The organism is Streptococcus sp. GS001 (genome assembly GCF_021595565.1).
GTDB lineage: Bacteria > Bacillota > Bacilli > Lactobacillales > Streptococcaceae > Streptococcus > Streptococcus xiaochunlingii.
On the sequence record NZ_JACSYJ010000001.1, the window covers coordinates 526676 to 553154 of the forward strand.

The window sequence follows — 26479 nt, forward strand, 5'->3', positions numbered from 1 at the left end:
CAACAAATGTTGCGTGAAAGGAGTCTTATGCCACCAAAGGTTAAATTTAGTAAAGAGGCTATCATTGGGACAGCTTTACAATTGGTGAGAGAAGAGGGTATGGCTAGTTTGACAGCTCGAGCATTAGCGGAGAAACTGGGAGCCACACCGAGAGTCATTTTTGGGCAATTTGCTAATATGTCCGAGTTACAAGCAGAGGTTATTGGTGCTGCGGAGATGGTCGTGGTGGAGTATATTCGCAAGGCCTTAGAAGATGAAAAGCCTTTCCGATCTGTCGGGGTTGCTTATATCCTTTTCGCCTCAAAAGAGCCCCAACTCTTTCATTTGCTTTTCCAAAATCCTAGCAAAGATCCGATTCGTCGCTTTCAAGATTTTCTTCCCATGAAGGATCATAGTTACCAATTGGTTCTGGATTCGATTGTTGCAGGCTATCCTTTGACTGTAGAGGAGGCTAGTCGCTTGTACCAGCATCTATTTATCTACTCACACGGGATGGCCTCGATGGTTGCTTCTGGCATTTATCAGTTCAGCATGGAAGAAGTGATTGGATTACTGACAGAGGTTTGTCAATCTCTCATCAAAGAAATGGTAGGAAAGAAATGATTCAACTAGAAAATGTGCACAAAAGTTACGGCCAAACCAAGGTTTTAAAGGGGATTGATTTGCGGATTCAAGACCAGGATGATGTGGTTATCCTTGGTCCTTCTGGATCGGGCAAGTCAACTCTCTTAAATGTGTTATCAGGATTAGAAAAGGTAGACGAAGGGCATATCCTCATTCAAGGACAAGATTTATCTCAACTCACGGATGCTCAATTGACAACTTTTAGACGTGAGAAGATTGCCTTTATTTTCCAGCAGTATTATTTATTACCGAATCTAACGGTCAAACAGAATGTAAAGATGGGGGCAGACCTGGCAAACAATCATGACTTTTTGCAGATCATAGAAGATTTGGGACTTGGCGATAAGCTAGACAAGTATCCGAGTGAATTGTCGGGTGGGGAACAGCAGAGAGTCTCCATTGCCCGAGCCTTGGTCAAAAAGCCCGAGATTCTTTTCTTAGATGAGCCGACGGGAGCCCTCGATGAAGAAACAGGGCGCAAGATTCTCGACTATATCTGGAAATTGAAGGAAAAGCTGGGCTTTACCTTGATTATGGTGACACACAACCAAAATATTGCGGATATGGCTAGAACTATCATTCGTGTCAATAGTGGCAAGATTACAGAAGTTGTGACCAATGATCAACCTCAGACTGCCTATGAGATTGGATGGTAAGCCGTGTTTTCAGTAAAAGATATTCGAAAATTAGTTGTCGTCAGTATCATTGGGGCTTGTGCGGTCTTTGTGGCCAATCTCTTCTTGAATTTTTATCTGGATATCGAGCAGTTGGAGATTTCTAAAACCAATCCAATGATTCAGACCTACTATGATGCCCAAGTTTCGCTTTCTTGGATGGTAGCAATGGTCAGTGGAGTCGTCTTGTCCTTGACGTCGGTCCTTCTCATGTGTTTTTATATCAAACAATTTGTCGATGACCACAAGGAACAATTAGGGATTTTAAAGGCTTTGGGCTATAGCAATGGTCAGTTGGCGAAACGATTTTGGGCCTTTGGACTCAGTTTTGGAGCTGGAGCGCTTCTTGGCTATTTCACTTCATTTCTCATGATGGGACATTTTTACGACTTCCGTAATGAGAAGGGGATTTTGCCAGAAATTACCATTCACTTTCACTGGCAGCTCTTGCTTGCTTTGGTGATCCTGCCAACGACCTTCTTTATGCTTCTCGCGATTGCTTATGCTAGAAGACAACTACAAACACCTGCTCTTCGCTTATTGAAAAAATCTCCAAGTCCTATCAAGGTCAAAAGGAGAAAGAGGGCTCCTAAGAAAGAGAAGGCCTTCCTAAAAGAGCTGTCCTCATCACTGATTTGGGGGAGAAAATCTATCCTGTTTTTTGTAGTCTTTGGATCTATGTGTTTTGCGGCCATGGTTCAATTGTCCTTTGGCTTAAGAGATTATACAGATGACATCATCCAAACCATGATGATTATGATTGGCTTGATCCTTTCTTTCTCGATTCTCTTTTTGTCATTGGGGATTGTGGTCTCAGAAAGCCGCGAAACCTTGGCTCTTATGAAGGCTTTTGGCTACACCAATCGTGAATGCCAAGGTCATATTCTCGCTCCCTATCGTTTTTGGGCTTATTTAGGATTTGTTCTTGGGACGGCTTATCAATATGGCATCATGGAAATCTTGATCGGTGTGATCAAAGATACGGTTCCTGGAAAGATTGAGCATCACTTTGATGGGAATGTGTGCTTCTGGACTTTGATCGGTTTTGTTGTGGTTTACGAAAGCCTCTTTTATCTATCCAACAGAAAACTCCAAAAACAAACCATCAAAGAAGTGCTCTTAGCTGAATAAATAGAAAAGAGAGTGGGACAGAAATTGGTAATTCGTTAGAATTTGATTTCGTCGTCCCACCTCCTCATAGTTGAGTAGGGCTGTAAAAGCTGATGAAATCAGCGTAGTAGAGCCCACTCAACCACTGCGTCTTGCTCGACAATCTAAAGACAATTGAGAGGCCAGGACTTTTGTCCCAGCCTTTTTCTTGTAGAATCATTGACAGGGAGAGGCTTTTCCGCTATTCTAGGGGAATAAAAGAAAGGAAAGAGAGACAGCATGAAACGGAGTTATTGGCAGGACCTGAAGGGGGCCTTTTACTTAATCTGGCGCAATAAATGGTCCTTTATCTCTGTGGGGATACTTTTGCAGTTTGTGGTTGGTATAGGAGCTGCGGCCTTGAGTTGGGTCTTTCAACTGGCCCTCCTCTTATCGGGTGAGTCCAACATTGACAAGAACAATATCCTCACGACCTTGACCAATCCATTGAGTCTAGTGGCTTTGATTCTCTTTGCCATCGTCTTCGCCTTTCTCTTTATGCTGGAGATGCGGACCATGATCGCCCTGATCTATCTGTCTCGTACGGATCAGCACCTGTCTTTTAAAAAGGTCTTTCGCCAGTCTTTTGGTCGCTTAAAGGATTTTAGCGGTTGGAAGCTGTTGCATTTTCTCTTTTATATGGTTCTGACTCTGCCTGTTGCGGGTCTCTTCATTGGCTCAATACTGACGGACGGTCTCTATATTCCGAACTTTATCACAGGGGAGTTTAGCAAGACGACCGCTGGGACCATCGGCCTCTTCATAGTTCAAGTTCTTCTGATCTATCTCAATCTGCGTCTCATCTATACGGTACCCAATATCGTGATTGAAGAGTTGCCTTTTGGGGCTGCCATGCGCAAGAGTTGGGAGGTGACCAAGAAGGGTGGGATCCGCCTTATCCTGCGGATCTTCTCCTTTGAGTTTATCCTTTCTGTTACGGGTATTCTCTTGATCCTTGGCCTGGTCTTTGCGTCTAGTCAGCTGGACAAAACGGGTCAGCATATCTGGGTGCAGACTATCTTTTTGGTCTTGATCCGCCTCTATATTTTCCTCTTTTCTGTCATGTCTAAACTGGGAACCTTGGGAATCATCCTGGACAATGGTTGGGAAGCTCCAAGTCGTTCGGTCATCAAGACTCGAGGCTCTCGGAAGATGAAGGGACTCTTTGTTCTGACCTTTCTTTTCCTCTTGACTCAATCAGGGATGGCCGCATATGACTTAGCGACCTTAGAGGTCAATGACCAAGTAAAAATCGTAGCCCATCGTGGCTATGTGGCCAAGGGTGTAGAAAATTCCCTCGAAGCACTCGAGGCAGCTGCCAAGGAGAAGGCTTCCTATGTAGAGATGGATATCCTCTTGACCAAGGATCATCAATTCGTCGTCATGCATGATTACAATCTCAAACGCTTGGCTGGAGTGGACAAGGATGTCAAAGATATGACCCTGGCTGAGGTACAGGGATTGAAGATCCAACAGGATGGTCATACCAGTCATATCCCCTCCTTTGAGGAGTTTGTCACCCGGGCCAAGGAGCTGAAAATGCCCCTCTTGGTCGAGCTCAAGCCTCACGGTGCAGAACCAGAGAATTACGTGGACCTCTTCGTCCAAAAGATGAAGGAGTTGGGAGTTGAAAAGGACTATCCAACCATGTCCTTGGATCTGTCGGTGATGGAAAAGGTGGAGAAGAAAGCCCCGGAGATTAAGACCGGCTATGTCATTCCGATTCAGTTTGGTCAATTTGAAAATGCCTCAGTCGATTTCTTTGCGATCGAAGACTTTTCTTATCAGGAGGATTTAGTAACCCAGGCCCATGAGATGAAAAAAGAGCTCTATGTCTGGACCATCAATGATGAGCAAAAGTTAACGGCCTACCTTCAACGGCCGATTGATGGGATCATCACGGATGAAGTAGCAGAAGCGCAAAGCCTGAAGAAAAACTTGAAGAAGAACAAGACCTACTTTGATCGCTTCTTAAGCTTGGTGTCTCTCAGTACCAGTGAAGAGTAGAAACTTGTATCCAGAAGAATGTCAGTCTATTTGGTAAGGACTGACTAAAAGTTTGATTTTTATCCATTGTTAAGCTATAATAACTGTTATGAATAATGAAAGTCGTCCCTACAGTAACGCTGTCAGGGCGCTTTCTCTTTCTATAGCTTTCGCATGCAGAGATGGCCGATCTCTTCAAATGATTTTCTCTTTGTTTGGGAATGGACGTCTTGCTGACGAAAACTGTACTAACTAGTATTTTAGGAGGTATCTATGCTTCAGTCATTGATTGCTGAAATCAAGGAATATAAGAAACCCTCTATTCTGGCCTCACTCTATATGGTGTTTGAGGTCATGTTTGAGATTTCTATTCCCTTTATCATGGCGACGCTTCTGGACAAGGGGGTCCAAAAGGGGGATATGACCACGGTTCTGACCTATGGTCTCCTCATGTTGGTCTTCGCCTTTCTCTCTCTTTTCTGTGGGATGCAGTCGGCTCGCTACGGGGCTTTTGCATCAGCCGGATTTGCTAAGAATCTACGGAAGGCGATCTTTAAAAAGATCCAAACCTTCTCCTTTGAAAACATCGATAGCTTCTCCTCAGGTGGTCTAGTAACCCGCATGATGACGGATGTGACCAATGTGCAGAACTCCTATCAGATGGTCATCCGGATCTGTGTCCGTGCTCCGCTCAACTTGATCTTTGCCATTGTTGCTAGCTATTTGATCAATCCGCAGATGGCCATGATCTTTGTAGGGATTACCCTTTTCTTGGGTTTGGTCTTGGGTGTGATCACTAAGATTGTCTATCCACTCTTTACCAAGGTCTTTGACGCCTATGATAACTTGAACAACAGCATCCAGGAAAATATTACCAACATGCGCGTGGTCAAGTCCTATGTTAAGGAAGAAGAAGAGACGGTTAAGTTTAAGAAGGCTTCTCGCTTGATCTACAACATGTTCATGAAGGCCATTCGCATCGTGATCTTGAGTAGTCCAGCCATGATGTTATCCTTGTATGCATCCTTTATCTTAATCTCTTGGATCGGGGCACAACTCATCGTTGCTGGCAGCTTTACGACAGGTGAGCTGACCTCTATGTTTGCCTACGTCATGACCATCCTTATGTCTCTCATGATGTTTATGATGATCTTCGTCATGCTCTCAATCTCTATGGCATCAGTGGAGCGGATCAATGAAGTGCTTGGGACAGAGTCAACCATCGTCTCTCCTGAAAATGGTCTGACAGAAGTAGCAGATGGATCTATTACCTTCGACCATGTGAACTTCGCCTACACAGACGAAAATGGCGACAAGGCCCATGTCTTGTCCGATATCAACCTCAGCATTCGCTCTGGTGAAGTGATCGGAATCCTTGGGGGGACTGGTTCTGGTAAGTCTAGTCTGGTCCAGCTCATTCCTCGTCTCTATGATGTAGAGTCTGGTAGTGTCAAGGTAGCTGGTCAGGATGTGCGAAACTATGATCTAGACCATTTGCGCAAGCAAGTTGCTATGGTGCTTCAGACCAATGTCCTCTTCTCTGGTACCATCAAGGAAAACATGCGCTGGGGAAATAAGGACGCGACGGACGAAGAAATCGTGGAAGCTTGTAAGATCGCTCAAGCAGATGAATTTATCCAGATCTTTAAGGATGGCTATGATACCATGATCGAACGTGGTGGAGCCAATGTCTCAGGTGGTCAGCGCCAACGTCTCTGTATCGCCCGCGCGCTCTTGATGAATCCAAAAATCTTGATCTTGGATGATTCGACTTCAGCTGTCGATACCAAGATGGATAGCCTGATCCGTCAAGGTCTAGCGTCTAGTCTCAAGGACACGACCAAGATCATCATTGGTCAACGGATCTCTTCTATCCAAGATGCAGACCGGATCGTGGTCATGAATGATGGGAAGATTGATGCCATCGGTACTCATCAAGAACTGCTCGAGACCAATGCCATCTACCGTGAAGTCTATGACATGCAAACCCAAGGGAAAGGAGGACAAGCAGATGAAGAATAAGAAAAAAGCCAGCTGGGGCTCTCTCGTACGCTTGCTAGACTATATGTGGAAACAATATAAGTTCGTTCTCATTTTAGCAGCTGTCCTTATTGTGGCAGCCTCCCTTTCTACGGTCTATATTACCTCCTCTATCCGGGCCTTGGTGGACCAATACATCCAACCCATGTTGGATAGTGGAAGCAGGGACTTTGGTCCTCTCCTCAGCTTCTTGATGATGCTGGCAGTAGTCGGCATCTTGGGGGTTCTAGCCAACTATGGTTTCTCCCTCATTATGGCGACAGTCTCTCAGGATACGCTTCGCTCGCTACGGAACCAGCTTTTTGCTCGTATGCAGAAGCTACCTGTCAAGTACTTCGATACCCACCAGCACGGGGACATCATGTCGATCTATACCAATGACATCGATGCTCTTCGTCAAGCGATCGAGCAGTCTATCCCGCAGCTTTTGCAGTCTGCCATCACCATTGTCGGGGTAGCAGTCAGCATGATCATGATCAGCCCTCTTCTTTTCCTTCTCGTTCTTTTGATGGTCGGAGTCATGGCCTATGTCATCAAAGATATCTCTGGCAAATCTGGTCGCTATTTCGCCGATCAGCAAAAGAACTTAGGGATTGAAAACGGCTTTATCGAAGAGATGATGTCTGGTCAAAAGGTGGTCAAGGCCTTCGTTCATGAAAAAGAAAGTATTGAAGCCTTTGAGCGGATCAATGACCAACTCTTTGAATCTTCCTACCAGGCTAACCGCTATGCCAATGTCTTGATGCCTATCTTGGGGAACCTGGGAAATGTCTCCTTCGTCTTGACCTCACTGGTCGGAGGGATCTTTGCCTTGAATGGTATCAGTGGCCTCACCATTGGTGGGCTCATGGCCTTCCTCCAGCTCAACCGTTCCTTCAACGGACCAATCACCCAAGTATCGCAACAGTTGAACTTTGTCCTCATGGCTCTTGCTGGGGGAGATCGGATCTTTGATCTCTTGGATGAAGAAGTCGAAGTGGATGAAGGGAAAGTCACCTTGGTCAACTATGAAGAGGTCGATGGTCGCATGGTCATCACTGATAAGAAGACCAATCTCTGGGCTTGGAAACACCCTCGGGAAAACGGCGACTACGAACTGGTCAAACTGGTCGGAAATGTCGTCTTTACAAATGTAGACTTCTCCTACAATGAGAAGAACCAAATCCTTTACGATATCAACCTCTACGCGGACAAGGGGCAAAAGGTTGCCTTTGTCGGCGCTACAGGAGCAGGGAAGACTACCATTACCAACTTGATCAATCGTTTCTACGATATCCAATCAGGATCTATCACCTATGATGGGATCGATGTGAAGCTGATCGAGAAAGATTCGCTCCGTCGTTCGCTAGGGATTGTCTTGCAGGATACCCACCTTTTTACTGGAACTATCGCAGAAAATATCGCCTATGGTCGATCAGATGCGACCCGGGAGGAAATCCTGGAAGCAGCCTGCATTGCCAATGTGGATTCCTTCGTCAAACATTTGGACCAAGGCTACGATACTGTCTTGAATGATGATGGAGCTGGTCTCTCTAACGGTCAACGTCAGCTGATCGCTATTGCGCGTGCAGCCTTGGCTAATGCGCCAGTCTTGATCCTTGATGAAGCAACTTCCTCAATCGACTCACGGACAGAGAAGATGGTCCAAGAGGGGATGGATCGCCTGATGGCAGGACGGACCGTCTTTGTCATCGCCCACCGTCTTTCAACCATCGTCAACTCGGATGTGATCATGGTCATGGACAAGGGACGCATCATCGAGCGAGGCAACCACGCTTCCTTGATGGCAGAACGCGGAACTTATTACCGCCTCTACACCGGTGGCCTTGAAATTGATTAACACAAAAAAGTCTGAGCTGGTCTCAGACTTTTTACTTATGGATAATGTTGTCTTTGAAACTTTCCTTAGGTGAGATCGGACGTCAGCGAACTTCGAAGAAGTTCCATGCCTTAGTTTTGAACCTAAAGTTTCAAAACTCCCGTGTGATGCTGGGACAAAAGTCCTAGCCTCTCAATTGTCTTTGGATTATCGAGCAAGACGCAGTGGTTGAGTGGGCTCTACCACGCTGATTTCATCAGCTTTTACAGCCCTACTCAACTGTGCGGAGGTGGGACGACGAAATCGAATTCTAACGAATTACCGATTTCTGTCCCACTCTCACTTTTCTCACGGCAGAAAGTTTCAGTCTCTATTTGAATCACTTTTAAACTAATACATTTTTTGTAAAATCGATGATTGTTTTATGAAAAATGGTCTGTCTATATTTAATGTCTGAGCTGGTCTCAGACTTTTTTTCGTGGGAGTGAATCTTTTTACGAATGATATAAGTGAGGGAGGAGTTGGTTCTCCCTTATTAAGAATGTTAAAGGAGGAAAAAATGCGTAAACGTCATCCCCATATTTCACCCACTCTGGATCTGATTGCAAAGAAAATTTTTAGTATTCCAGATGTCACTGCAAAATTTATCCAAGAGGTCTTGGATTTACCCATCCGCTCGGTAGAAATCTTAGAAGGCAATCAAATTCATGAACAAGGCTTTTTAGGAGATTACCCATTTGAAACTTCTGTAGATGTGCGAGCAAAATTAGATTCGGGCCTAGAAGTCATTATTGAGATTCAAGTCATGAAGCAGGAGTACTTTGTCAATCGTTTTTATTATTATCTGGCCAACCAGTTGATTGAAAATGTCCGAAAAAAACGGAAGAAAGGCCAAACTCATCAGATGTACGAGGATCTGGTTCCAGTCTATGGGATTGCGATTTTGGAGAAGAGTATTTTCCCTGATGAGGCTTCTCCTGTCAATGTTTATGAAGTGCGTCATGCCATCCATGGGGGTCCCCTTCTCGCTAATAGCAAGGGGAATGAACGTCATAATCTATTGCGACTTGCCTTTTTAGAATTGGACAAGTATAATGAAAGTAGAGGAACGCAAGTGAGTGATCCATTGCAACAGTGGCTAGAATTCTTCGGGAATCATCCTTTTAGCCATCAACCTGATCAGGTGATCGAACAAGCAGAGTCACTCTTAATCCCATCCAATTGGACCAAGGAGGAAAAAGACATGATAGATGAACGCATCCGCCTCAGAGAAAACTGGAATATGTGTATGGAAACCTTGCTCAAAGAAACCAAGGAAGAAGCTGGCAAGATTGCATTAGAACAAGGTTTAGAACAAGGAAGAATTCAGGGGTTAGAACAAGGAAGAGAAGAGGCTGCTCTTCGTATCGCCCAAGGGCTCTTGGCCAATGGCTTTAGCACTGAGGAAATCCAACAGTACACCGATTTAAGTGAAGAGCAGATAGAACAGTTAAAAGCCTCCCTTTGATAGATATAACGGAGAGAAAAAACGGGCCTTGTAGGTCCGCTTTTTTTATGACTTAACTCATTTCCATGGTATAATGGGAGGACTATTCATAGAGAAGATCAAAAGGAGACACGAGTGGATCAAAAACATCACTGCCAAGTCCTATGGGCAAAAAATAAATACCTGGTGCTGAGTCATTCCAGCAACATTTACAAGGAGATCCGGGAATACCTCAAGCAAGACCAGGTGGAGGTCAGCCATGTCGAGGACCTGATCCAACAAGCGCTAGCCTTGCCGGAAAATCGTGGCCAGGTCTCCAATGCCTTCCAGCATATCTGGGGCTATTTCAAAAAGCAGGCGACTCCTGAGGAAAAGGCGGACTTTATGCTGCTACTTGAGAAGTACCAACATGGGCAAGCTAGCCAAGAGGATCTCATCAAGGGGAGCCAAAGGCTCCTTAAGCGCTACCCAAATCGCTACTTGCAAGACTCGACGCTATTAGGAGGTCAATAGATGAGACTGTGGCACCAAGACTTGATTAGCAAACTCCCTCGTCCCCAGCTCCTAGGCCAACACCGGGAATGCTGCGCCCTTCGAGGCAATGGCTGGGGCAAGAAGCACGCGACGGTCAACTATGTCTTTGACTACTCGCCCTATCGCCTCTATGTCTATCACCGCCTGATCATGGAGGAGATGACGGCCCGTGGCTACAAGGTGAGCCCAGAGTGGTGGGAGCCGACCTACCGAGGCAAGACCTGCCCAGCCTACCCAGAGCTGGAAGAAGAAGGCTTGAGCAGCCCAATCTATCCCGAACACCAGGCTACTTACCTTAAAGAATGCCTGGACAATCTAGCAGAAAAAGGGATTCAACTAGATTAAGAAAAAACGAACCAGACCAGGTTCGTTTTATTGCGCGAAAAACCAACAAAATGCTTTGAAAGCGTTAATTTCTTTCCCAAACATGCTATAATAATAGGAGATTATGTACAGGAAAAGGATAGACGGATGAAAGAATTAATCGATTTAATTAATCAATTTAGAGATGAACGCGACTGGAGAAAGTTTCATAATGAAAAAGATCTGGCCATTTCGATTTCATTAGAAGCAAGCGAATTATTAGAACTTTTTCAATGGAAACAATCAGAGGAAGTAGTTGAAAAGTCGTTACAAGAAATTAAAGAAGAACTTGCGGATGTTTTTATGTATTCTTTAATGTTGGCAGATAATTTGAATCTAGATGTAGAAGAAATTATAAAAGAGAAAATTGACATAAATTCAAAAAAATATCCTGTAGAATTAAGTAAAGGTAGCAATAAAAAATATACGGACTTGGAGAAAAAATGAGTAAAATTCAACCGCCCGTAGTATTGGAAATAGACTATTCAAGTCGAACATTTAATCAGATAAAAGATTCTGTTGAACCCAAATATTCTAAGCTCATTTTTGATTACCCAACTGTATATATCGTAAATGATGAGAATAAAAATAAGTATAGTGTGTATGTTGGAGAAACAACAGATATTATTCGAAGAACAAATCAACACTTATCAGATGATATAAAGAAGAACCGAGAAGATTGGCGACAATTTGAACAATCTAAAACTTCTAAAATGTTTGTCATTGGGCATAACCATTTTAATAAATCATTGACATTGGATATTGAGAATAGATTAATGCTCTATCTTTCAAGTGTTGAACAGGTTGAACGTGTTCAGAATAGAAGAGGGAATCCTCAAAATCAATACTATACTTCTGAGGAATTGGACGAGATTTTTTCAAAGATTTGGAGAAGCCTAAATAGAAAAAACCACTATTTATTCCCAGCTGAAAGCTTTATTAGAAATTCAGCGATATTTAAATCCTCTCCATTTCACAAGTTAACGGATGAACAAGTAAAGGCCAAAAATGAAATATTGCTCAAAATTACATCCGTCATCAGTAAAAATGAAACAGGAGTTCTAATTTTAGTAAAGGGTGATGCTGGTGCAGGGAAAACGGTATTGATGAGTTCTCTCATCGATGATTTGTTGAATTCTGAAGATATTCAGATGATCCGTGAAAACAATGATATCAATTTGGTTGTGAATCATGATGATCAACTCAGTGTTTACCAAGAAATTGAGAAAAAATTGGAATGGAAGAGTGGATCAAATATTAATGTTGTGATGAAACCGACTCAATTTTTGAATGCTCTGAAGAAAGAAAAAACTGATGCTGGAATTGTAGTGGTTGATGAAGGTCATTTATTATTGACTGCAAAAAATCAAGCTTATCTAGGTGGAAATCATCTAAATGATTTACTTTCTAAATCAAAAGTAGTAGTACTTGTTTATGATGAAAATCAGATCATGAACAAATCCCAAATATGGACAGATGATTCTTTCTTGAAATTGGAACACGAAGCCAATTTAAAAGGAAATCTCATTACGCTACATAACCAAATGCGTATCCATGCTACAAAGGAAACAGTTGAGTGGATAAGAAATCTGATTGATGTTGGAGTTGTGAATGAGGTTCCAAGAGATAATGATTATGATATTAGAGTTTTTGACTCTCCTGAGGAACTTCAAAGTGCAATCATGGAAAAAAATGATAATCAAAGTTTAGGGATTTCACGCTTAACAGCAACCTATGATTGGGAATATAGTAGTCAATCAAAACCAAAGGATTCGGACTATTGGTGTGTTCGTATCGGAGACTGGTCTTGTCCGTGGAACAGACAACTTGCAAAAGAAAAAGAATCTAAACATTTATCCTGGATAGAGCAGTCTCAAACGATTCATGAAATTGGCTCAACGTTTACCGTTCAGGGATTTGATCTAAATTATGTGGGAGTTATCATTGGCCCATCTGTCAAATATAGAGACGGGAAAATCATTTTTGATATAAGTGAAAGTAAAAATAAAAGTGCTGTGCAAAACAGAAAACTTGAATCAGGTAAAATGATTAATTACGGAGAAACATTATTGCGAAATGAGTTAAATGTTTTGCTGACCCGTGGAGTTAACGGGCTATATGTCTATGCGGTTGATGAAGAACTTCAAAATGCTCTTAAGAAAGCAATTGGTAATAGAAAGTAAGATTTCAAAAATAGTTTCCTGAATTTTGATAAGGGTAGCGGAAATGTTCTAAAGTAAGATAATTATTTTGTCCAACTATTAAACTCACACCCCTCCTTAGTTTTCTAAGGAGGGTTTTCGTCGAGTTATTTTTCTTGATTCTTTTATAAAAGAGTGTATAATGATGTAATGTAAAGTGTTACAACAAAGCATAACCGAAAAGGAGAGAACTATGACTTACGCATACAATAGCAAGATTTGCCTGGCAGAAGCAGTGCTCAATGTGAAGGATCTGGCTCGCCAGACCGCTTTTTATACCCAAATTCTGGGTTTGGAGATTTTGTCTCAGACTGAGGAGGAAGTCCTTCTTGGGGCTGGAGGCAAGCCCTTGGTCCACCTGATCCAAACGGATCGGACTGAGTCTGTTAAGGCTAGCTACGGTCTCTACCACATGGCCATTCTCCTACCTAGTCGGGAGGACCTAGCGGATGTCTTCAAGCATATGGCTGAGCTGAAGGTTCCCTTTGTCGGGGCTGCCGACCATGGCTACAGCGAAGCCCTCTATCTTGAAGATCCAGAGGGCAACGGTATTGAGCTCTACCGGGATAAGCCAGTGGCGGAGTGGGATATCCGTGAAGATGGGCGTATCATTGGGGTGACAGAGGAACTGTCTGCCCAAGAGATCTATGAGATGGGCCGCAAGGTGGAGCCTTTCCAGATAGCGTCTGATACCCGCATGGGGCATGTTCATCTCTCCGTGAGAGATAGCCGAGCAGCGTCAGCCTTTTATCAGAAAGTGCTAGACCTGTCAGATAAGTTCACCGTCCCATCAGCCAGCTGGATCGCTTCTGGGGACTACCACCATCACCTGGCTGTCAATGAGTGGGGTGGAAAGCACTTAGCCAAACGTGAAGCTCAGCTTCCTGGCCTTGCCTATTACGTCGTCCACGTAAAACAGAAAGAAGACTTGGTTGCCATCGCAGAGCGAGCAAAAGAGCAGGAGGCACCAGTCACCTGGCTGACCTCAGGCGAGCTCGAGTTTACAGACCCGGATGGGATTGTAACCCGAGTCAGAAAAGGTTAGAAAGCTTGATAAATTAGGGTTTTTGAAAGGAAAAACAAAAATAGTAAAAATTAGTGATATTTCAAGATGTAATTCTTGACATTACATCTAGGCCGTGTATAATAGTTTTTGTAATAAATAAACTTACAACAGAAAGAGGAAACAACTATGAAAAACATTCTATTTATCGTCGGATCTCTTCGTCAAGGATCTTTTAACCACCAAATGGCTAAGAAAGCAGAAAGCATCCTAGAAGGAAAAGCAACAGTGACTTACTTGGACTACAAAGACATCCCAATGATGAATCAAGATTTGGAAACGCCAACCTTACCAGCAGTGCAAGCAGCACGTGATGCAGTCCTTGCTGCGGATGCTATCTGGATCTTCTCACCAGTCTATAACTTTGCCATTCCAGGTGTAGTGAAAAACTTGATTGACTGGCTCAGCCGTGCCCTTGACCTGTCAGAAACTCGTGGTCCATCTGCCCTCCAAGACAAGATTGTAACAGTCTCTTCAGTCGCTAATGCAGGACACGAGCCAATGTTTGCGGCTTACCAAGCCCTCCTACCATTCGTTCGTACCCAAGTAGTGGGAGATTTCACAGGAACAACCGTTAACCCAGAAGCCTGGGAAACAGGTGAATTGTTCTTGACAGACGAAGCAATCACAGGATTGGAAAAACAAGCCCAAGCCCTATTGGAAGCGTAAAAAAAACTGAGACAGAAGTCTCAGCTTTTTTAAATACTAAACAATTGTCCAAAGAGATAGGTAACACCCATAGTCAGTAGTCCGATGACCAAGTTACGGATCATGGCTTGCTTGGTTGGTGCTTTTCCTAGCTTGGCACTGGTGTAGCCAGTAAAGAGAAGGGAAAGGGCGACGATAATCACCGTTGCTGGGATCCGGATTTCTTTTGGCAAGAGGATGATCGACAGCATAGGAGGAAGGGATCCAAGGACAAAGGCAACAAAGCTTGAGATGGCCGCATGCCAAGGATTAGTAAACTCTTCAAACTCCAGTCCATACTTTTCTTCCACCAAGGCTTTGAGAGGGTGTTTGAGAAAGGCCCTCTCGGTCATGATTTGAGCAGCTGTTTCGCATTCCCCATTTTGAATATAGGCTGCATAGAGGGAGTCGCGTGCAGCTTTTGGATCGCGGTCCAGAAGGGCTTGCTCCCGACTCACAGCGGCTTCTTCTGTATCCTTTTGGGTCGATACAGACACGTATTCACCACCCGCCATAGAGAAGGCACCGGCCAGAATGGCAGAGAGGCCAGATAGGAAGATAATCCAGAGATTGCTGGTCGCGCTGGCAACCCCGATAACAACTCCAGCGATTGAGATAATGCCATCATTGGCACCGAGCACTCCAGCCCGTAAGATATTTAAGCGGTCGTTAAATGAAGCATCAACGCCATGTTTAGTTTCACTCATACTTGTCTCCTGATTCCTTATTTAGAATGATTATAATTAAAGTTAAGTAATATTGCAAGACTTTTGTCCTAAATGATAAAAGTTCGACAATTTAAGAAAGGTCTATAATGGGTAGAAGGTCTATCTCATCTTAAAAATGTACCGTCAGCAGAAGGAGCTAAGATATTATAATGCTTTGACAATCGAAATAATTTTAGATATAATTCTATAAATGAATTATGAATAGGAGTCAACCATGAAAAAATTAGTCGCAAGCGGTATTACCCTTCTCTCGGTCTTGACCTTGGTCGCATGTTCGGGAAATCAAACTGCAAAACCAAAGGCTTCTTCAGAGAAGTCTTCAAGCAAGGTGGAGAAATCTTCTTCTAAGAAGTCTTCCTCATCTAAGAAGAAATCATCTTCATCAAAGAAATTTGAATTGACAGATGATACAAGCAGCTCTTCTAGTCAGTCTACTTCAGGCTCTGGCGCTCAAGCAACAGCTCCAGAAGTTGTTTTGGTAACAGATCAGGAAATTGAAAATGCGAAAACAATCGGGGATATCAAGGGACTTTATGCAAAACTAGCTGAAAATTACAAGAAGCATGCCAATGAATTGGGTGAAAAGTTGCCAAAATCTGAACAAGAATCTTACTTCAAGACCTTGGAACCTGGTATCAAGAAGATGGATGAAGAGTTGGCTTCTGTGAATGAAACTCTTACTCAATTTGGAGATGATACAACGCTTTTCCCAGAAGAGCACCGTGCAGCCTTTATTGAGGCCTTCAAAGCAACCCGTGATACCATGACAAATGCTTTGGTAACTGCTTATAAGTTTGTTGGAGGTTTGAGTAGCTAAGGCCCCTGTCTTCTCTGTGGGGACTCAGTTTCCTCAGCTGTAGATTGGATCTGAAAAGAAATAAAGAAAGAGAGAGTGGGACAGAAATCGGTAATTCGTTAGAGTTCGATTTCGTCGTCCCACCTCCGCACAGTTGAGTAGGGCTGTAAAAGCTGATGAAATCAGCGTAGTAGAGCCCACTCAACCACTGCGTCTTGCTCGATAATCCAAAGACAATTGAGAGGCTAGGACTTTTGTCCCAGCTTTTTTTGCTTTCTATCTGAACTAGTCTTTTAGGGGCAGTCGTGCTATAATCGTACTAGCAGATTATTGAAGGAGAAATTCATGAATCAAACAGTTGAATATCTAAAAGAACTTACAGCCATCGCATCACCGACAGGCTTTACCGAAGAAGTGGCGACCTACCTAGTCAAGACTTTAACAGACCTAGGTTACAGCCCTGTTCGGACAGCTAAAGGAGGCGTAACAGTCGTCCTCAAGGGTGAGAATGACGAGCAACACCGCTACATCACGGCCCACGTGGATACTTTGGGAGCGATTGTCCGTGCAGTGAAACCAGATGGCCGTCTCAAACTGGATCGCATCGGGGGCTTCCCTTGGAACATGATCGAAGGGGAAAACTGTACGGTCCATGTTGCCAATACAGGAAAGACACATTCGGGTACTATCCTTGTCCACCAAACCTCTTGCCACGTCTACAAGGATGCGGGAACTGTAGAGCGGACCCAGGACAATATGGAAGTGCGCTTGGATGAAAAAGTGACCTCTGAAAAAGAAACGCGTGACTTAGGGATTGAGGTGGGAGACTTTATCAGCTTTGATGCTCGGACTATCGTCACAGATACGGGCTTTATCAAGTCTCGTCACTTGGATGACAAGGTCAGCGCTGCCATCTTGCTCAATCTCCTACGCGTCTACAAGGAAGAAGGCGTGACCCTTCCAGTGACGACTCACTTTGCCTTTTCTGTCTTTGAAGAAGTGGGACATGGGGCTAACTCCAGCATTCCAGCTCAAGCGGTCGAATATTTGGCAGTCGATATGGGGGCTATGGGAGATGACCAGCAGACAGACGAGTATACGGTTTCTATCTGTGTCAAAGATGCTTCTGGTCCTTACCACTATGGTTTCCGCCAGCACTTGGTGGCCTTGGCCAAGGAGCAAAACATCCCTTACAAACTGGACATCTATCCTTTCTATGGCTCGGATGCCTCTGCAGCTATGAGCGCAGGTGCAGAAGTCAAGCATGGTCTTCTCGGAGCAGGGATCGAGTCTAGCCACTCCTATGAGCGGACCCACGTGGATTCTGTGGTAGCGACAGAGCGTATGGTCGATGCCTATCTCAAGAGCGACTTGGTCAAATAAGCTTCGTTTTCAAGGTTAAAAAAAGATTAAATCTGCCTGGTCAAGTTGACTGGGTAGATTTTTTAGGATAAACTGTCAAAAAATTCTTGACAAGCCAAAAAAATGTAGTAAAATATGTAATAAATCAGAAAGTAACTAGTCTAAGATTTTCAGGGAGCCTGCGGGTATTGTGAGCAGGTAGTCGGGATTAGTGAACATTGGGCTGATTGTTTAGAGTAGGAGAAGATAACACATATTCTTCTCGGTAGGCACCCCTTATCGTGCAGCTCCTTGTTAGAGGAGATAGAGATAATGGTCGCTTTCTACCCTTTTGACCATTAACTGAGGTGGTACCGTGTTAAACTCGATTTAATGCCCTCACAGAGTGTTACTCTGTGAGGTTTTTTGTATTCTGTTGAAGTTGGTCAGCTTGCTAACTTCGAGGAGTATTGGATGTGCTTGGATCAGGACTTGCATCGCTTCGTCCCTAGGAAAAGAAAGGAATTCCTATGAAAAAAATTTTACCAGCTGATACCTTAACCCCCATTCTAGCATACATGCGTGTCCAAGGTGACCATAAGGTCATCCTTGAGTCGATCCCGCGTGAAAAGGAGAATGCCCGCTTTTCTATCGTGGCCTACAATCCAGTGTTTGAGGTGACCTATCAGGATGGCATCCTGTATGAGAATGGCAAGGTGCTGGAGCAAGATCCCTTTGACTACCTCCACCAGGTAACGGTCAAGGGGCTGACGTCTGATCTTCCTTTCGCTGGTGGGGCCATCGGTTTTGCAGGCTACGATATGATCGGAGTCTATGAGGAGATTGGATCCATTCCTCAGGATACGATCGGGACGCCAGATATGCATTTCTTCATCTACGAGTCCTATTTGATTTTTGACCACAAGAAGGAAAAAGTCTATGTGGTGGAAGACAATATCTACTCTGGTCGGAGCAATGACGCGGTCCGCCAATCACTGGGGCAAGTGGTGACCGATCTGCAAACCCAAGCACCCAACGAGTTTACCCCTCAGGCCTTGCAGGCCCTGCACTTCACCAATCATATCGAGAAGGAAGTCTTTATGGAAATGGTGGATAAGGCCAAGAAACTGATCCGTGAAGGCGATATGTTCCAATGTGTCCTCAGTCAACGCTTCTCAGCAGACTTTGAGGGTGATCCCTTGGATTATTACCGGAATTTGCGCGTGACCAACCCATCCAACTATCTCTATTTCTATGACTTTGGCGACTACCAGATTATTGGGGCCAGTCCTGAAAGCCTGGTATCGGTGAAGAAGGGAGAAGTGACCACCAATCCAATCGCTGGAACCCGACCTCGTGGAGCGACAGAGGAAGAGGACCAAGCCCTGGCTCATGAACTCCTTCACGATATCAAGGAAACAGCCGAGCACCGCATGCTGGTGGATCTGGGCCGCAATGATATCGGGAAAATCGCCCAAAACGGGACGGTCGAAGTGACCAAGTATATGGAAGTGGAGTATTTCCGATATGTTATGCACCTGACCAGTGTGGTCAAGGGGCAACTCCTGCCACACCTAACAGCTCTCGATGCCTTGAAAGCGACACTACCAGCTGGGACAGTCTCTGGGGCTCCTAAGATTCGGGCCATGCGTCGGATCTATGAGTTGGAACAGGAAAAACGTGGGGTCTATGCGGGAGCTATTGGTTACCTCTCTGCGACAGGAGATATGGATTTTGCCATTGCCATCCGGACCATGATCCTCAAGAATCAAAAGGCCTACGTCCAAGCAGGAGCAGGGATTGTCTACGACAGTGTTCCGGAGAATGAATTTTACGAAACGATTAACAAGGCAAAATCGATGACAAGAATAGGAGATGTTCAATGATTTTATTAGTGGATAATTACGATTCCTTTACCTATAATTTGGCCCAATACCTGGGAACTTTTACAGAGGTTGAGGTCTTACGAAATGATGATGAGCGTTTGTATGAGCAGGCGGAAGTGGCAGATGCCCTCGTCTTCTCCCCGGGGCCAGGCTGGCCAGCAGATGCTGGGAAAATGGAAGCCATGATCAAGGACTTTGCAGGTAAGAAGCCGATGTTGGGGATTTGCCTAGGTCATCAAGCCCTGGCGGAGACCTTTGGCGGCAAGTTGCGCCTGGCTAAGGATGTCATGCATGGCAAACAAAGCCAGATTACCTTTGAAACGCCATCTCCCATTTTCCAGGACATTGAGAATGATGTGCCCATCATGCGTTACCATTCTATCGTCGTTGACCAAATGCCAGAAGAATTTGAGGTAACGGCCATTACCACGGACGACCAAGAAATCATGGCCATCCAACACAAGAGCCTGCCCATCTACGGACTTCAGTATCATCCTGAGAGTATCGGCAGTCCAGATGGTCTAAAAATGATTGAAAATTTTGTGAAGCTGGTCCTAGACTAGACCAGCAGTTCCAAGCAGCTAAAATTTCTATTGAAACGTGTAGAAAAGACAAGAGGAAACCCTTATGAAAGAACTATTCTTACAAATCTCTAATCGCCAAGACTTGACGCAAGAGCAAGTCCAAGAAGTCTTTGATCAAATCTTGCAGAACCAACTATCAGAAAGTCAAATCGCTGCCTTTTTGATGGGACTCAAAACCAAGGGAGAAACAGCAGACGAAATTACTGGAATTGTACGCGCCTTAAAGGCCCATGCGACGGTATTGCCAGAGACCTTCTCAGATGCCATGTGTAACTGTGGGACTGGTGGTGACCAATCCTATAGCTTTAACATTTCGACGACTGTTTGCTTCGTTTTGGCTGCGGGAGGGATCCGCATGGCCAAGGCCGGCAATCGCTCTGTTTCTTCTAAGTCAGGCTCTGCAGATGTCCTTGAAGCGCTGGGCATCAACGTGGCTGCCTCGCCAGAGACCCTCTCTAAAGCCTTGGACGAGGTTGGCTTGGCCTTTATCTTTGCGCAGACTATGCATCCGGCTATGCGCTTTATTGGTCCTGCTCGTCAGGCTATGGGGATTCCAACCATTATGAACTTGGTTGGTCCGCTAGCTAATCCACTGGATCTTGAAACCCAACTCATGGGGCTCTACCGTGTCGAATTGCAAGAGATTGTCGCGCGTGCCATCCAGCAACTGGGACGCAAACGTGCCGTCGTCATCACAGGTCCTGACAATATGGATGAAGCAGCTCTGTATGGAACCAATACCTATACTCTCTTAGAAGATGGCAAGATCAGCCAGCATACCTTTACCTATGAAGATCTGGGGATGGACAAGGTAGAGCTGTCTGAAATAACTGGTGGTGATGCCAAGGAAAATGCAGAAATTCTCCTCAGTGTCTTGAAGAATGAAGTCAGCCCTTATCTGGAAACGACAGTTCTCAATGCTGGTCTTGGTTTCTATGCCAATGGAAAAGTCGCAAGCATCAAAGAAGGTGTGGAGCTTGCGCGTCAATTGATAGCGGATGGTTCTGCCCTTGCTAAATTGCAACACTTACAAGAGGTTCAAGTATGAGTAAAGCCTTTCTACCAACGATCCTAGAACAAAAAGAAAAAGAAGTGGCGCAAATGGTCATGGATGACCTCCAGCCTCTTCGTCAGACCTACCGTCTCTACGATTTTCTCAAGAGCCATCAAGAGCACTTGCAGATCATAGCTGAGGTGAAGAAAGCCAGCCCTAGTATGGGGGATATTAACTTGGATGTGGATATTGTCGCCCAAGCCAAGACCTATGAAGAAAATGGGGCAGCTATGATCTCAGTCCTGACGGACCAAGTCTTCTTCAAGGGGGATCTAGACTACCTTCGTGAGATTTCTTCCCAGGTGACGATTCCAACCTTGGCCAAGGATTTTATCATTGATGAGAAGCAAATTGTCCGCTCTCGCAATGCCGGAGCGACGGTTATTCTCTTGATTGTCGCAGCCCTGCCCGAAGCCCGGCTCAAGGAACTCTATGACTTTGCGACGGGGCTTGGTTTGGAAGTGCTTGTAGAGACCCATAACTTAGCTGAGCTCGAAATCGCCCATCGAATCGGAGCGGACATCATCGGGGTCAACAACCGGAACCTGGTCACTTTTGAAACGGATCTGAATACCAGTCTTGAATTGTCCACGCATTTCAAAGACCAGCCAGTTTATATATCGGAGTCCGCTATTTTTAATGGGGCAGATGCGGCTCTAGTCGCTCCCTACTTTAATGGGATCTTGGTGGGGACTGCCCTCATGACAGCAGGGGATGTTGCAGAAAAGGTCAAGGAGTTACAAATTGACAAAGGTTAAAATATGCGGCCTGTCTACAGCGGAAGCCGTGGAGACGGCTGTTCTAGCAGGAGCAGACTATATCGGCTTTGTATTCGCTAAGAGCAAGCGACAAGTCAGTCTGGAGCAAGCCCATGAATTGGCGAGACTGGTGACTGGTCCGACCAAAATTGTCGGAGTCTTTGTCTCACCAAGTCTAGAGGACTTGGAGCAAGCCATTGCTCAGGTTCCCTTAGATATCGTTCAGATTCATGGAATGTTTGATGAAGCTCTGATACCAAAGATTTCAGTTCCCGTCATTCGCGCGATCCAGATCAGAGATGAGGAAGCCCAAGTGTCAAGCCAGGCAGATTATCTGCTCTTTGATGCTCCAGTAGCTGGGAGTGGGCAAACCTTTGATTGGGACTTGCTGAAAGATCAGAAGATCCGGCAGGACTTCTTTATTGCAGGGGGCTTGACAGTGGACAATGTCCGCCAAGCTCGAGAGACCTTTCAGCCCTATGCCCTGGATGTCTCTTCAGGAGTCGAAACAGACGGACGCAAAGATATAGAAAAGATAAAAGCATTTATAGAAGGAGCGAAAGCATGAACTATCAACTACCGGATGAAAAAGGGTTTTATGGAAAATTTGGGGGCCAGTTTGTCCCAGAAACCCTGATGACAGCCGTGATCGAACTGGATAAGGCGTACAGAGAAGCCAAAGCAGATCCAAGCTTTCAGGCGGAATTGGTTGACTTGCTCAAGAATTATGTAGGACGGGAGACTCCACTATACCACGCCAAAAGCCTCTCCAAGCACATCGGTGGGGCACAAATCTACCTGAAACGGGAAGACCTCAACCATACAGGGGCCCACAAGATTAACAATGCCCTTGGTCAGGTCTTGCTGGCTAAACGGATGGGCAAGAAGAAGATCATCGCGGAGACAGGGGCTGGTCAACACGGGGTTGCGACAGCGACGGCAGCGGCACTCTTTGAGATGGAGTGTACCATCTACATGGGGGAAGAAGATGTCAAACGCCAAGCTCTCAATGTCTTTCGAATGGAGCTCTTGGGAGCAAAAGTCCATAGTGTGACAGACGGATCGCGCGTGCTGAAAGATGCGGTCAATGCAGCCCTTCGTGCATGGGTAGCTGGGATTGATGATACTCACTACATCATGGGATCTGCCCTTGGACCAGCTCCCTTCCCAGAGATTGTCCGAGATTTTCAATCCGTGATTGGTAAGGAAGCCAAACGTCAGTTTGCTGAAGTCTCAGGTGGAAAACTTCCTGATGCGGTCCTAGCCTGTATCGGTGGGGGCTCCAATGCTATTGGCATGTTCTACCCCTTCGTAGAAGACGAATCTGTAGCCATGTACGGAGCAGAAGCCTCTGGTCTTGGTTTGGATACGGACAAACACGCAGCGACCTTTGCCAAAGGTTGTCCAGGAATCCTTCACGGAGCCTTGATGGAAGTGCTTCAAGATGCCCATGGACAGATCATGGAGGCTTTCTCTATCTCTGCTGGATTGGATTATCCTGGTGTGGGGCCAGAGCATTGCTATTTCAATGAAATTGGCCGGGCAAGCTATGATTCCATCACGGATGAAGAAGCCCTCGAAGGATTTAAGTTACTCTCTCGTTTGGAGGGGATCATTCCAGCATTGGAGTCCAGTCATGCTATCGCTCTAGCGCAAAAAGTCGCAGCAAAAATGACTCCGGACCAAAATCTCATCATCTGCCTATCTGGTCGTGGAGACAAGGATGTCATGCAGGTGAAAGAACGGTTTGAAGCAGAAGGGAAGTAGAGATGACCAAAACACTAACTCAGCATTTACAAGCTATTAAAGACAGCAAGCGTGGAATTTTCGTCCCTTACATTATGGCAGGCGATCATGAGAAGGGACTTGATGGGCTCTTTGACACTATCCAGCTCTTAGAAGAAAGTGGAGCATCGGCTATTGAAGTGGGAATTCCCTGGTCGGACCCTGTAGCGGATGGGCCAGTCATCGAGATGGCTGGGCAACGTAGTTTGGCCAAGGGAGTCACCTTAACCGCTATTGTAAAAAAACTCCAAGAACAAGAGACTAAGATTTCTCTGGTCATCATGACCTATATCAATCCAGTCTACCAATATGGGATTGAAGCCTTTATAAAAGAATTGGCTTCTACCTCCGTCAAAGGCTTGATCATTCCAGATCTGCCAAATGAGCATGCGGATATGATAGCACCTTACTTGCAAGGAAGTGATATTGCCCTTGTACCCCTGGTCAGCTTGACTACTGGTATCGAACGCCAAAAGGCCTTGATCCAAGAAGCAGAAGGCTTTATCTATGCGGTAGCCATCAATGGAGTTACTGGGAAGATGGGCAACTACCGGGATGACTTGGATCAGCACTTGGCAACCTTGAGAGACTTGGCCACTATTCCAGTTCTGACAGGATTTGGGGTCTCCACCCAAGAAGACATCCAACGCTTTAATCAGGTATCGGATGGTGTCATCGTAGGGTCAAAAATTGTTCGGGACCTTCATGAGGGCAAAACCAGCGATGTTAAGGACTTTGTAGACTATGGTTCACACTTTAATAAATGCTAAGGAATAAGAAAAATTACAAAATTTAATAAATTTTCAGAAAATTACTTCTCTTCTGAAAATCTTTGTGGTATAATCTTAAGACAACCTTAAAAATTTATTAGGAGTAAACTATGAAAAAAAGAAATGTCATTGCTCTTGCAGGAGTAGCTCTTCTTTCAGCAGGTATTCTTGCAGCATGTTCTGGTGGTTCTAAATCATCAAGCTCAAGCTCAAAATCAAGTGAGTCAGGTCAAAAATTCTCTTACGTCTATGAGACAGAACCTGAAAACTTGAACTACATCACATCTGGTAAAGCTGCAACCCACGAAATCACAGGAAACTTGATCGATGGTTTGTTTGAAAACGACAAGTATGGAAATTTGATTCCTTCACTTGCTAAAGATTGGACAGTTTCAGAAGATGGCTTGACTTATACTTACAAACTTCGTGATGATGCTAAATGGTATGATTCAGAAGGGGAAGAGTATGCGGACGTGACAGCAGATGACTTCGTTGCAGGGATCAAGTATGCCGCTGACCACAAGTCTGAAATGCTCTACATCATTCAAAACTCTATCAAGGGTTTGAATGAATATGTTGAAGGTAAGACTTCAGACTTCAAAAATGTAGGCATTAAAGCAGTTGATGATCATACCCTTCAAATCACTTTGAACCAGGCAGAGCCTTTCTGGAATTCTAAGTTGACTCTTGGGATCACTTTCCCAATCAACGAGAAATTCGTAGAATCAAAAGGGGATAAATTTGCCCAAGCAAGTGACACTAGCTCACTTCTTTACAATGGTCCATACATCTTGAAGAGCTTCACTTCTAAATCATCTATTGAGATGAGCAAGAATGAAAACTACTGGGATAAGGACAATGTTCACATCACAGATGTTAAGCTCGAGTACTATGATGGTCAAGACCAAAGTAAATTGGCAAACTCATTTGAGGACAATGCTCTTAGCCTTGCTAAATTGTTCCCAACTGGACCTGGATTTACAGACCAAGCTAAGAAGTTTAAAGATGAAATCATCTACACACCTCAAGATGCCAGCACCTTCGTTATCGGTGTGAATATCGACCGTCAGTCTTACAAGTACACTGCAAAAACAACAGATGAAGAAAAATCATCTACTAAGAAAGCTCTTTTGAACAAAGACTTCCGTCAATCAATCAGCTTTGCCTTTGACCGTGAAGCCTATGCTGCCCAAGCGAATGGTAAAGATGGAGCAAGCAAACTGATCCGTAACTTGTACATCCCACCTACATTCGTTCAAGCAGATGGCAAGACCTTCGGTGAGATGGTTAAATCTGAGTTGGTGACTTATGGAGACGAGTGGAAAGATGCAAATCTTGACGATGGTCAGAATGGTCTTTACAACGAAAAACAAGCCAAAGAAGAGTTTGCGAAAGCGAAATCTGCACTTGAAGCAGATGGCGTGAAATTCCCAATCCACTTGGATATGCCAGTAGACCAAACGACTCAATCTAAGGTTCAACGTGCTCAATCTTTCAAACAATCAGTTGAAAGTACGCTTGGAAAAGAAAACGTTGTTGTCGATATCCATATGGTATCAAAAGAAGATCTCTTGAACGTAACCCTCTTTGCTGCTAAAGCAGAAGACGAAGACTGGGATATCTCAGATAACGTTGGATGGAGCCCTGACTATCAAGACCCATCAACTTACCTTGATATCTTGAAAGCATCTTCTGGTGAAAATACTCGTACCTTCCTTGGATTTGACCCAAGCGAAAACAATGAGGCAGCTAAGAAAGTTGGCTTGTACGACTTTGAGAAGATGGTAACAGAAGCAGGAGCTGAAACACAAGACCTTAACAAACGTTATGAGAAATATGCGGCAGCTCAAGCTTGGTTGACAGATAGTGCTTTGGTCATCCCAACCACTTCTAAGACTGGTCGTCCATTCTTGACTCGTGTTGTACCATTCTCAGCACCATTTGGCTGGACTGGTGGTAAAGGAAAAGACAACGTTGTCTATAAAGGTATGGAACTTCAAGACAAGGCTGTAACAACCGAAGACTACAACAAAGCTCTTGAAAAATGGAAGAAAGAGCAAGCAGAGTCTAACCAAAAAGCTCAAGAAGAATTAAAAGATCATGTGAAATAAACATCTTTTGATCGAGGCAAATTTGCCTCGATTTTTTTCT

The 26479-nt window shown here is 44.6% G+C and carries 24 protein-coding genes; 23 read left to right on the top strand and 1 reads right to left on the bottom strand.

Translation table 11 applies throughout. From position 1 onward, the window contains the following. Nucleotides 1-27: 27 nt before the first annotated feature. The 13 genes from H8S88_RS02665 to H8S88_RS02725 all read left to right on the top strand — a co-directional run bounded on the left by H8S88_RS02665 (nt 28) and on the right by H8S88_RS02725 (nt 14608). A complete protein-coding gene (locus H8S88_RS02665) occupies nt 28-603 on the top strand; it encodes a TetR/AcrR family transcriptional regulator (RefSeq protein WP_125335944.1) in 576 nt (191 codons plus the stop codon). Beyond that, the gene (locus H8S88_RS02670) at nt 600-1280 is read left to right on the top strand and encodes an ABC transporter ATP-binding protein (RefSeq protein WP_236127890.1); all 681 of its coding nucleotides are present in this window, start codon (nt 600-602) and stop codon (nt 1278-1280) included. Before H8S88_RS02665 ends, H8S88_RS02670 begins: the two co-directional genes overlap by 4 nt. A gap of 3 nt (nt 1281-1283) precedes the next feature. Next, nucleotides 1284-2429 carry an FtsX-like permease family protein gene (locus tag H8S88_RS02675; protein ID WP_195610741.1) on the top strand — a complete coding sequence of 382 codons (1146 nt, stop codon included), beginning with the start codon at nt 1284-1286 and terminating at the stop codon, nt 2427-2429. 258 nt (nt 2430-2687) lie between these two features. After that, a complete protein-coding gene (locus H8S88_RS02680; protein ID WP_236127891.1) occupies nt 2688-4454 on the top strand; it encodes a glycerophosphoryl diester phosphodiesterase membrane domain-containing protein in 1767 nt (588 codons plus the stop codon). A gap of 252 nt (nt 4455-4706) precedes the next feature. After that, nucleotides 4707-6455, top strand: coding sequence for an ABC transporter ATP-binding protein (locus tag H8S88_RS02685; protein ID WP_125335936.1), 1749 nt, complete (start codon nt 4707-4709; stop codon nt 6453-6455). Beyond that, nucleotides 6445-8313, top strand: coding sequence for an ABC transporter ATP-binding protein (locus H8S88_RS02690; RefSeq protein WP_125335934.1), 1869 nt, complete (start codon nt 6445-6447; stop codon nt 8311-8313). Before H8S88_RS02685 ends, H8S88_RS02690 begins: the two co-directional genes overlap by 11 nt. Before the next feature lie 538 nt (nt 8314-8851). Then, nucleotides 8852-9799, top strand: coding sequence for an Rpn family recombination-promoting nuclease/putative transposase (locus tag H8S88_RS02695; protein ID WP_125335932.1), 948 nt, complete (start codon nt 8852-8854; stop codon nt 9797-9799). A 114-nt stretch (nt 9800-9913) separates the two neighbouring features. Continuing rightward, the gene (locus H8S88_RS02700) at nt 9914-10291 is read left to right on the top strand and encodes a YbgA family protein (protein WP_125335930.1); all 378 of its coding nucleotides are present in this window, start codon (nt 9914-9916) and stop codon (nt 10289-10291) included. Next, a complete protein-coding gene (locus H8S88_RS02705; protein WP_125335928.1) occupies nt 10292-10657 on the top strand; it encodes a TIGR02328 family protein in 366 nt (121 codons plus the stop codon). Between the two features lie 126 nt (nt 10658-10783). Continuing rightward, nucleotides 10784-11122 carry a nucleotide pyrophosphohydrolase gene (locus H8S88_RS02710; RefSeq protein ID WP_061564146.1) on the top strand — a complete coding sequence of 113 codons (339 nt, stop codon included), beginning with the start codon at nt 10784-10786 and terminating at the stop codon, nt 11120-11122. Then, nucleotides 11119-12858: a DUF2075 domain-containing protein gene (locus H8S88_RS02715; protein WP_125335926.1), complete on the top strand. Its 1740-nt coding sequence runs from the start codon at nt 11119-11121 to the stop codon at nt 12856-12858. The genes H8S88_RS02710 and H8S88_RS02715 overlap by 4 nt, the downstream gene beginning before the upstream one ends. A gap of 211 nt (nt 12859-13069) precedes the next feature. Beyond that, nucleotides 13070-13921: a VOC family protein gene (locus H8S88_RS02720; protein WP_125335924.1), complete on the top strand. Its 852-nt coding sequence runs from the start codon at nt 13070-13072 to the stop codon at nt 13919-13921. A gap of 147 nt (nt 13922-14068) precedes the next feature. After that, on the top strand, nt 14069-14608 hold the full coding sequence (locus H8S88_RS02725; protein ID WP_125335922.1) for an NADPH-dependent FMN reductase: 540 nt from the start codon (nt 14069-14071) through the stop codon (nt 14606-14608). A gap of 29 nt (nt 14609-14637) precedes the next feature. Here the strand turns inward: H8S88_RS02725 and H8S88_RS02730 are convergent, their stop codons facing one another. After that, on the bottom strand, nt 14638-15333 hold the full coding sequence (locus H8S88_RS02730; RefSeq protein WP_125335920.1) for a VIT1/CCC1 transporter family protein: 696 nt from the start codon (nt 15331-15333) through the stop codon (nt 14638-14640). 235 nt (nt 15334-15568) lie between these two features. Between H8S88_RS02730 and H8S88_RS02735 the strand changes: the two genes are divergently transcribed. The 10 genes from H8S88_RS02735 (at nt 15569) to H8S88_RS02780 (ending at nt 26439) form a co-directional block, all read left to right on the top strand. After that, a complete protein-coding gene (locus H8S88_RS02735) occupies nt 15569-16171 on the top strand; it encodes a hypothetical protein (RefSeq protein ID WP_120701793.1) in 603 nt (200 codons plus the stop codon). 324 nt (nt 16172-16495) lie between these two features. Beyond that, nucleotides 16496-17533 carry a M42 family metallopeptidase gene (locus H8S88_RS02740; RefSeq protein WP_125335918.1) on the top strand — a complete coding sequence of 346 codons (1038 nt, stop codon included), beginning with the start codon at nt 16496-16498 and terminating at the stop codon, nt 17531-17533. A gap of 488 nt (nt 17534-18021) precedes the next feature. Then, a complete protein-coding gene (gene trpE, locus H8S88_RS02745) occupies nt 18022-19377 on the top strand; it encodes an anthranilate synthase component I (protein ID WP_048789171.1) in 1356 nt (451 codons plus the stop codon). Beyond that, entirely contained in the window at nt 19374-19940 is a 567-nt protein-coding gene (locus H8S88_RS02750; RefSeq protein WP_125335916.1) for an aminodeoxychorismate/anthranilate synthase component II, read from the top strand. The genes trpE and H8S88_RS02750 overlap by 4 nt, the downstream gene beginning before the upstream one ends. A 64-nt stretch (nt 19941-20004) precedes the next feature. Next, complete coding sequence (gene trpD / locus H8S88_RS02755; protein WP_125335913.1) at nt 20005-21009, top strand: anthranilate phosphoribosyltransferase; 1005 nt, start codon at nt 20005-20007, stop codon at nt 21007-21009. Continuing rightward, nucleotides 21006-21773: an indole-3-glycerol phosphate synthase TrpC gene (trpC, locus tag H8S88_RS02760; protein WP_125335911.1), complete on the top strand. Its 768-nt coding sequence runs from the start codon at nt 21006-21008 to the stop codon at nt 21771-21773. Before trpD ends, trpC begins: the two co-directional genes overlap by 4 nt. Beyond that, nucleotides 21760-22341 (top strand): phosphoribosylanthranilate isomerase, encoded by a 582-nt coding sequence (locus tag H8S88_RS02765; RefSeq protein WP_125335909.1) that lies wholly within the window; start codon nt 21760-21762, stop codon nt 22339-22341. Before trpC ends, H8S88_RS02765 begins: the two co-directional genes overlap by 14 nt. After that, nucleotides 22338-23540 (top strand): tryptophan synthase subunit beta, encoded by a 1203-nt coding sequence (trpB, locus tag H8S88_RS02770; RefSeq protein WP_236127892.1) that lies wholly within the window; start codon nt 22338-22340, stop codon nt 23538-23540. The genes H8S88_RS02765 and trpB overlap by 4 nt, the downstream gene beginning before the upstream one ends. Nucleotides 23541-23542: 2 nt before the next feature. Next, nucleotides 23543-24328: a tryptophan synthase subunit alpha gene (gene trpA / locus H8S88_RS02775; protein ID WP_125335904.1), complete on the top strand. Its 786-nt coding sequence runs from the start codon at nt 23543-23545 to the stop codon at nt 24326-24328. Between the two features lie 110 nt (nt 24329-24438). Next, nucleotides 24439-26439 (top strand): peptide ABC transporter substrate-binding protein, encoded by a 2001-nt coding sequence (locus tag H8S88_RS02780; protein WP_125335902.1) that lies wholly within the window; start codon nt 24439-24441, stop codon nt 26437-26439. The last annotated feature ends 40 nt before the right edge of the window (nt 26440-26479 follow it).

What these genes read in the sequence shown, in the direction of transcription:
- H8S88_RS02665 (WP_125335944.1), top strand. Translation starts at nt 28, where the DNA reads ATGCCACCAAAGGTTAAATTTAGTAAAGAGGCTATCATTGGGACAGCT.
- H8S88_RS02670 (WP_236127890.1), top strand. Translation starts at nt 600, where the DNA reads ATGATTCAACTAGAAAATGTGCACAAAAGTTACGGCCAAACCAAGGTT.
- H8S88_RS02680 (WP_236127891.1), top strand. Translation starts at nt 2,688, where the DNA reads ATGAAACGGAGTTATTGGCAGGACCTGAAGGGGGCCTTTTACTTAATC.
- H8S88_RS02685 (WP_125335936.1), top strand. Translation starts at nt 4,707, where the DNA reads ATGCTTCAGTCATTGATTGCTGAAATCAAGGAATATAAGAAACCCTCT.
- H8S88_RS02690 (WP_125335934.1), top strand. Translation starts at nt 6,445, where the DNA reads ATGAAGAATAAGAAAAAAGCCAGCTGGGGCTCTCTCGTACGCTTGCTA.
- H8S88_RS02695 (WP_125335932.1), top strand. Translation starts at nt 8,852, where the DNA reads ATGCGTAAACGTCATCCCCATATTTCACCCACTCTGGATCTGATTGCA.
- H8S88_RS02705 (WP_125335928.1), top strand. Translation starts at nt 10,292, where the DNA reads ATGAGACTGTGGCACCAAGACTTGATTAGCAAACTCCCTCGTCCCCAG.
- H8S88_RS02710 (WP_061564146.1), top strand. Translation starts at nt 10,784, where the DNA reads ATGAAAGAATTAATCGATTTAATTAATCAATTTAGAGATGAACGCGAC.
- H8S88_RS02715 (WP_125335926.1), top strand. Translation starts at nt 11,119, where the DNA reads ATGAGTAAAATTCAACCGCCCGTAGTATTGGAAATAGACTATTCAAGT.
- H8S88_RS02720 (WP_125335924.1), top strand. Translation starts at nt 13,070, where the DNA reads ATGACTTACGCATACAATAGCAAGATTTGCCTGGCAGAAGCAGTGCTC.
- H8S88_RS02725 (WP_125335922.1), top strand. Translation starts at nt 14,069, where the DNA reads ATGAAAAACATTCTATTTATCGTCGGATCTCTTCGTCAAGGATCTTTT.
- H8S88_RS02730 (WP_125335920.1), bottom strand. Translation starts at nt 15,333, where the DNA reads ATGAGTGAAACTAAACATGGCGTTGATGCTTCATTTAACGACCGCTTA.
- H8S88_RS02735 (WP_120701793.1), top strand. Translation starts at nt 15,569, where the DNA reads ATGAAAAAATTAGTCGCAAGCGGTATTACCCTTCTCTCGGTCTTGACC.
- H8S88_RS02740 (WP_125335918.1), top strand. Translation starts at nt 16,496, where the DNA reads ATGAATCAAACAGTTGAATATCTAAAAGAACTTACAGCCATCGCATCA.
- trpE (WP_048789171.1), top strand. Translation starts at nt 18,022, where the DNA reads ATGAAAAAAATTTTACCAGCTGATACCTTAACCCCCATTCTAGCATAC.
- H8S88_RS02750 (WP_125335916.1), top strand. Translation starts at nt 19,374, where the DNA reads ATGATTTTATTAGTGGATAATTACGATTCCTTTACCTATAATTTGGCC.
- trpD (WP_125335913.1), top strand. Translation starts at nt 20,005, where the DNA reads ATGAAAGAACTATTCTTACAAATCTCTAATCGCCAAGACTTGACGCAA.
- trpC (WP_125335911.1), top strand. Translation starts at nt 21,006, where the DNA reads ATGAGTAAAGCCTTTCTACCAACGATCCTAGAACAAAAAGAAAAAGAA.
- trpB (WP_236127892.1), top strand. Translation starts at nt 22,338, where the DNA reads ATGAACTATCAACTACCGGATGAAAAAGGGTTTTATGGAAAATTTGGG.
- trpA (WP_125335904.1), top strand. Translation starts at nt 23,543, where the DNA reads ATGACCAAAACACTAACTCAGCATTTACAAGCTATTAAAGACAGCAAG.
- H8S88_RS02780 (WP_125335902.1), top strand. Translation starts at nt 24,439, where the DNA reads ATGAAAAAAAGAAATGTCATTGCTCTTGCAGGAGTAGCTCTTCTTTCA.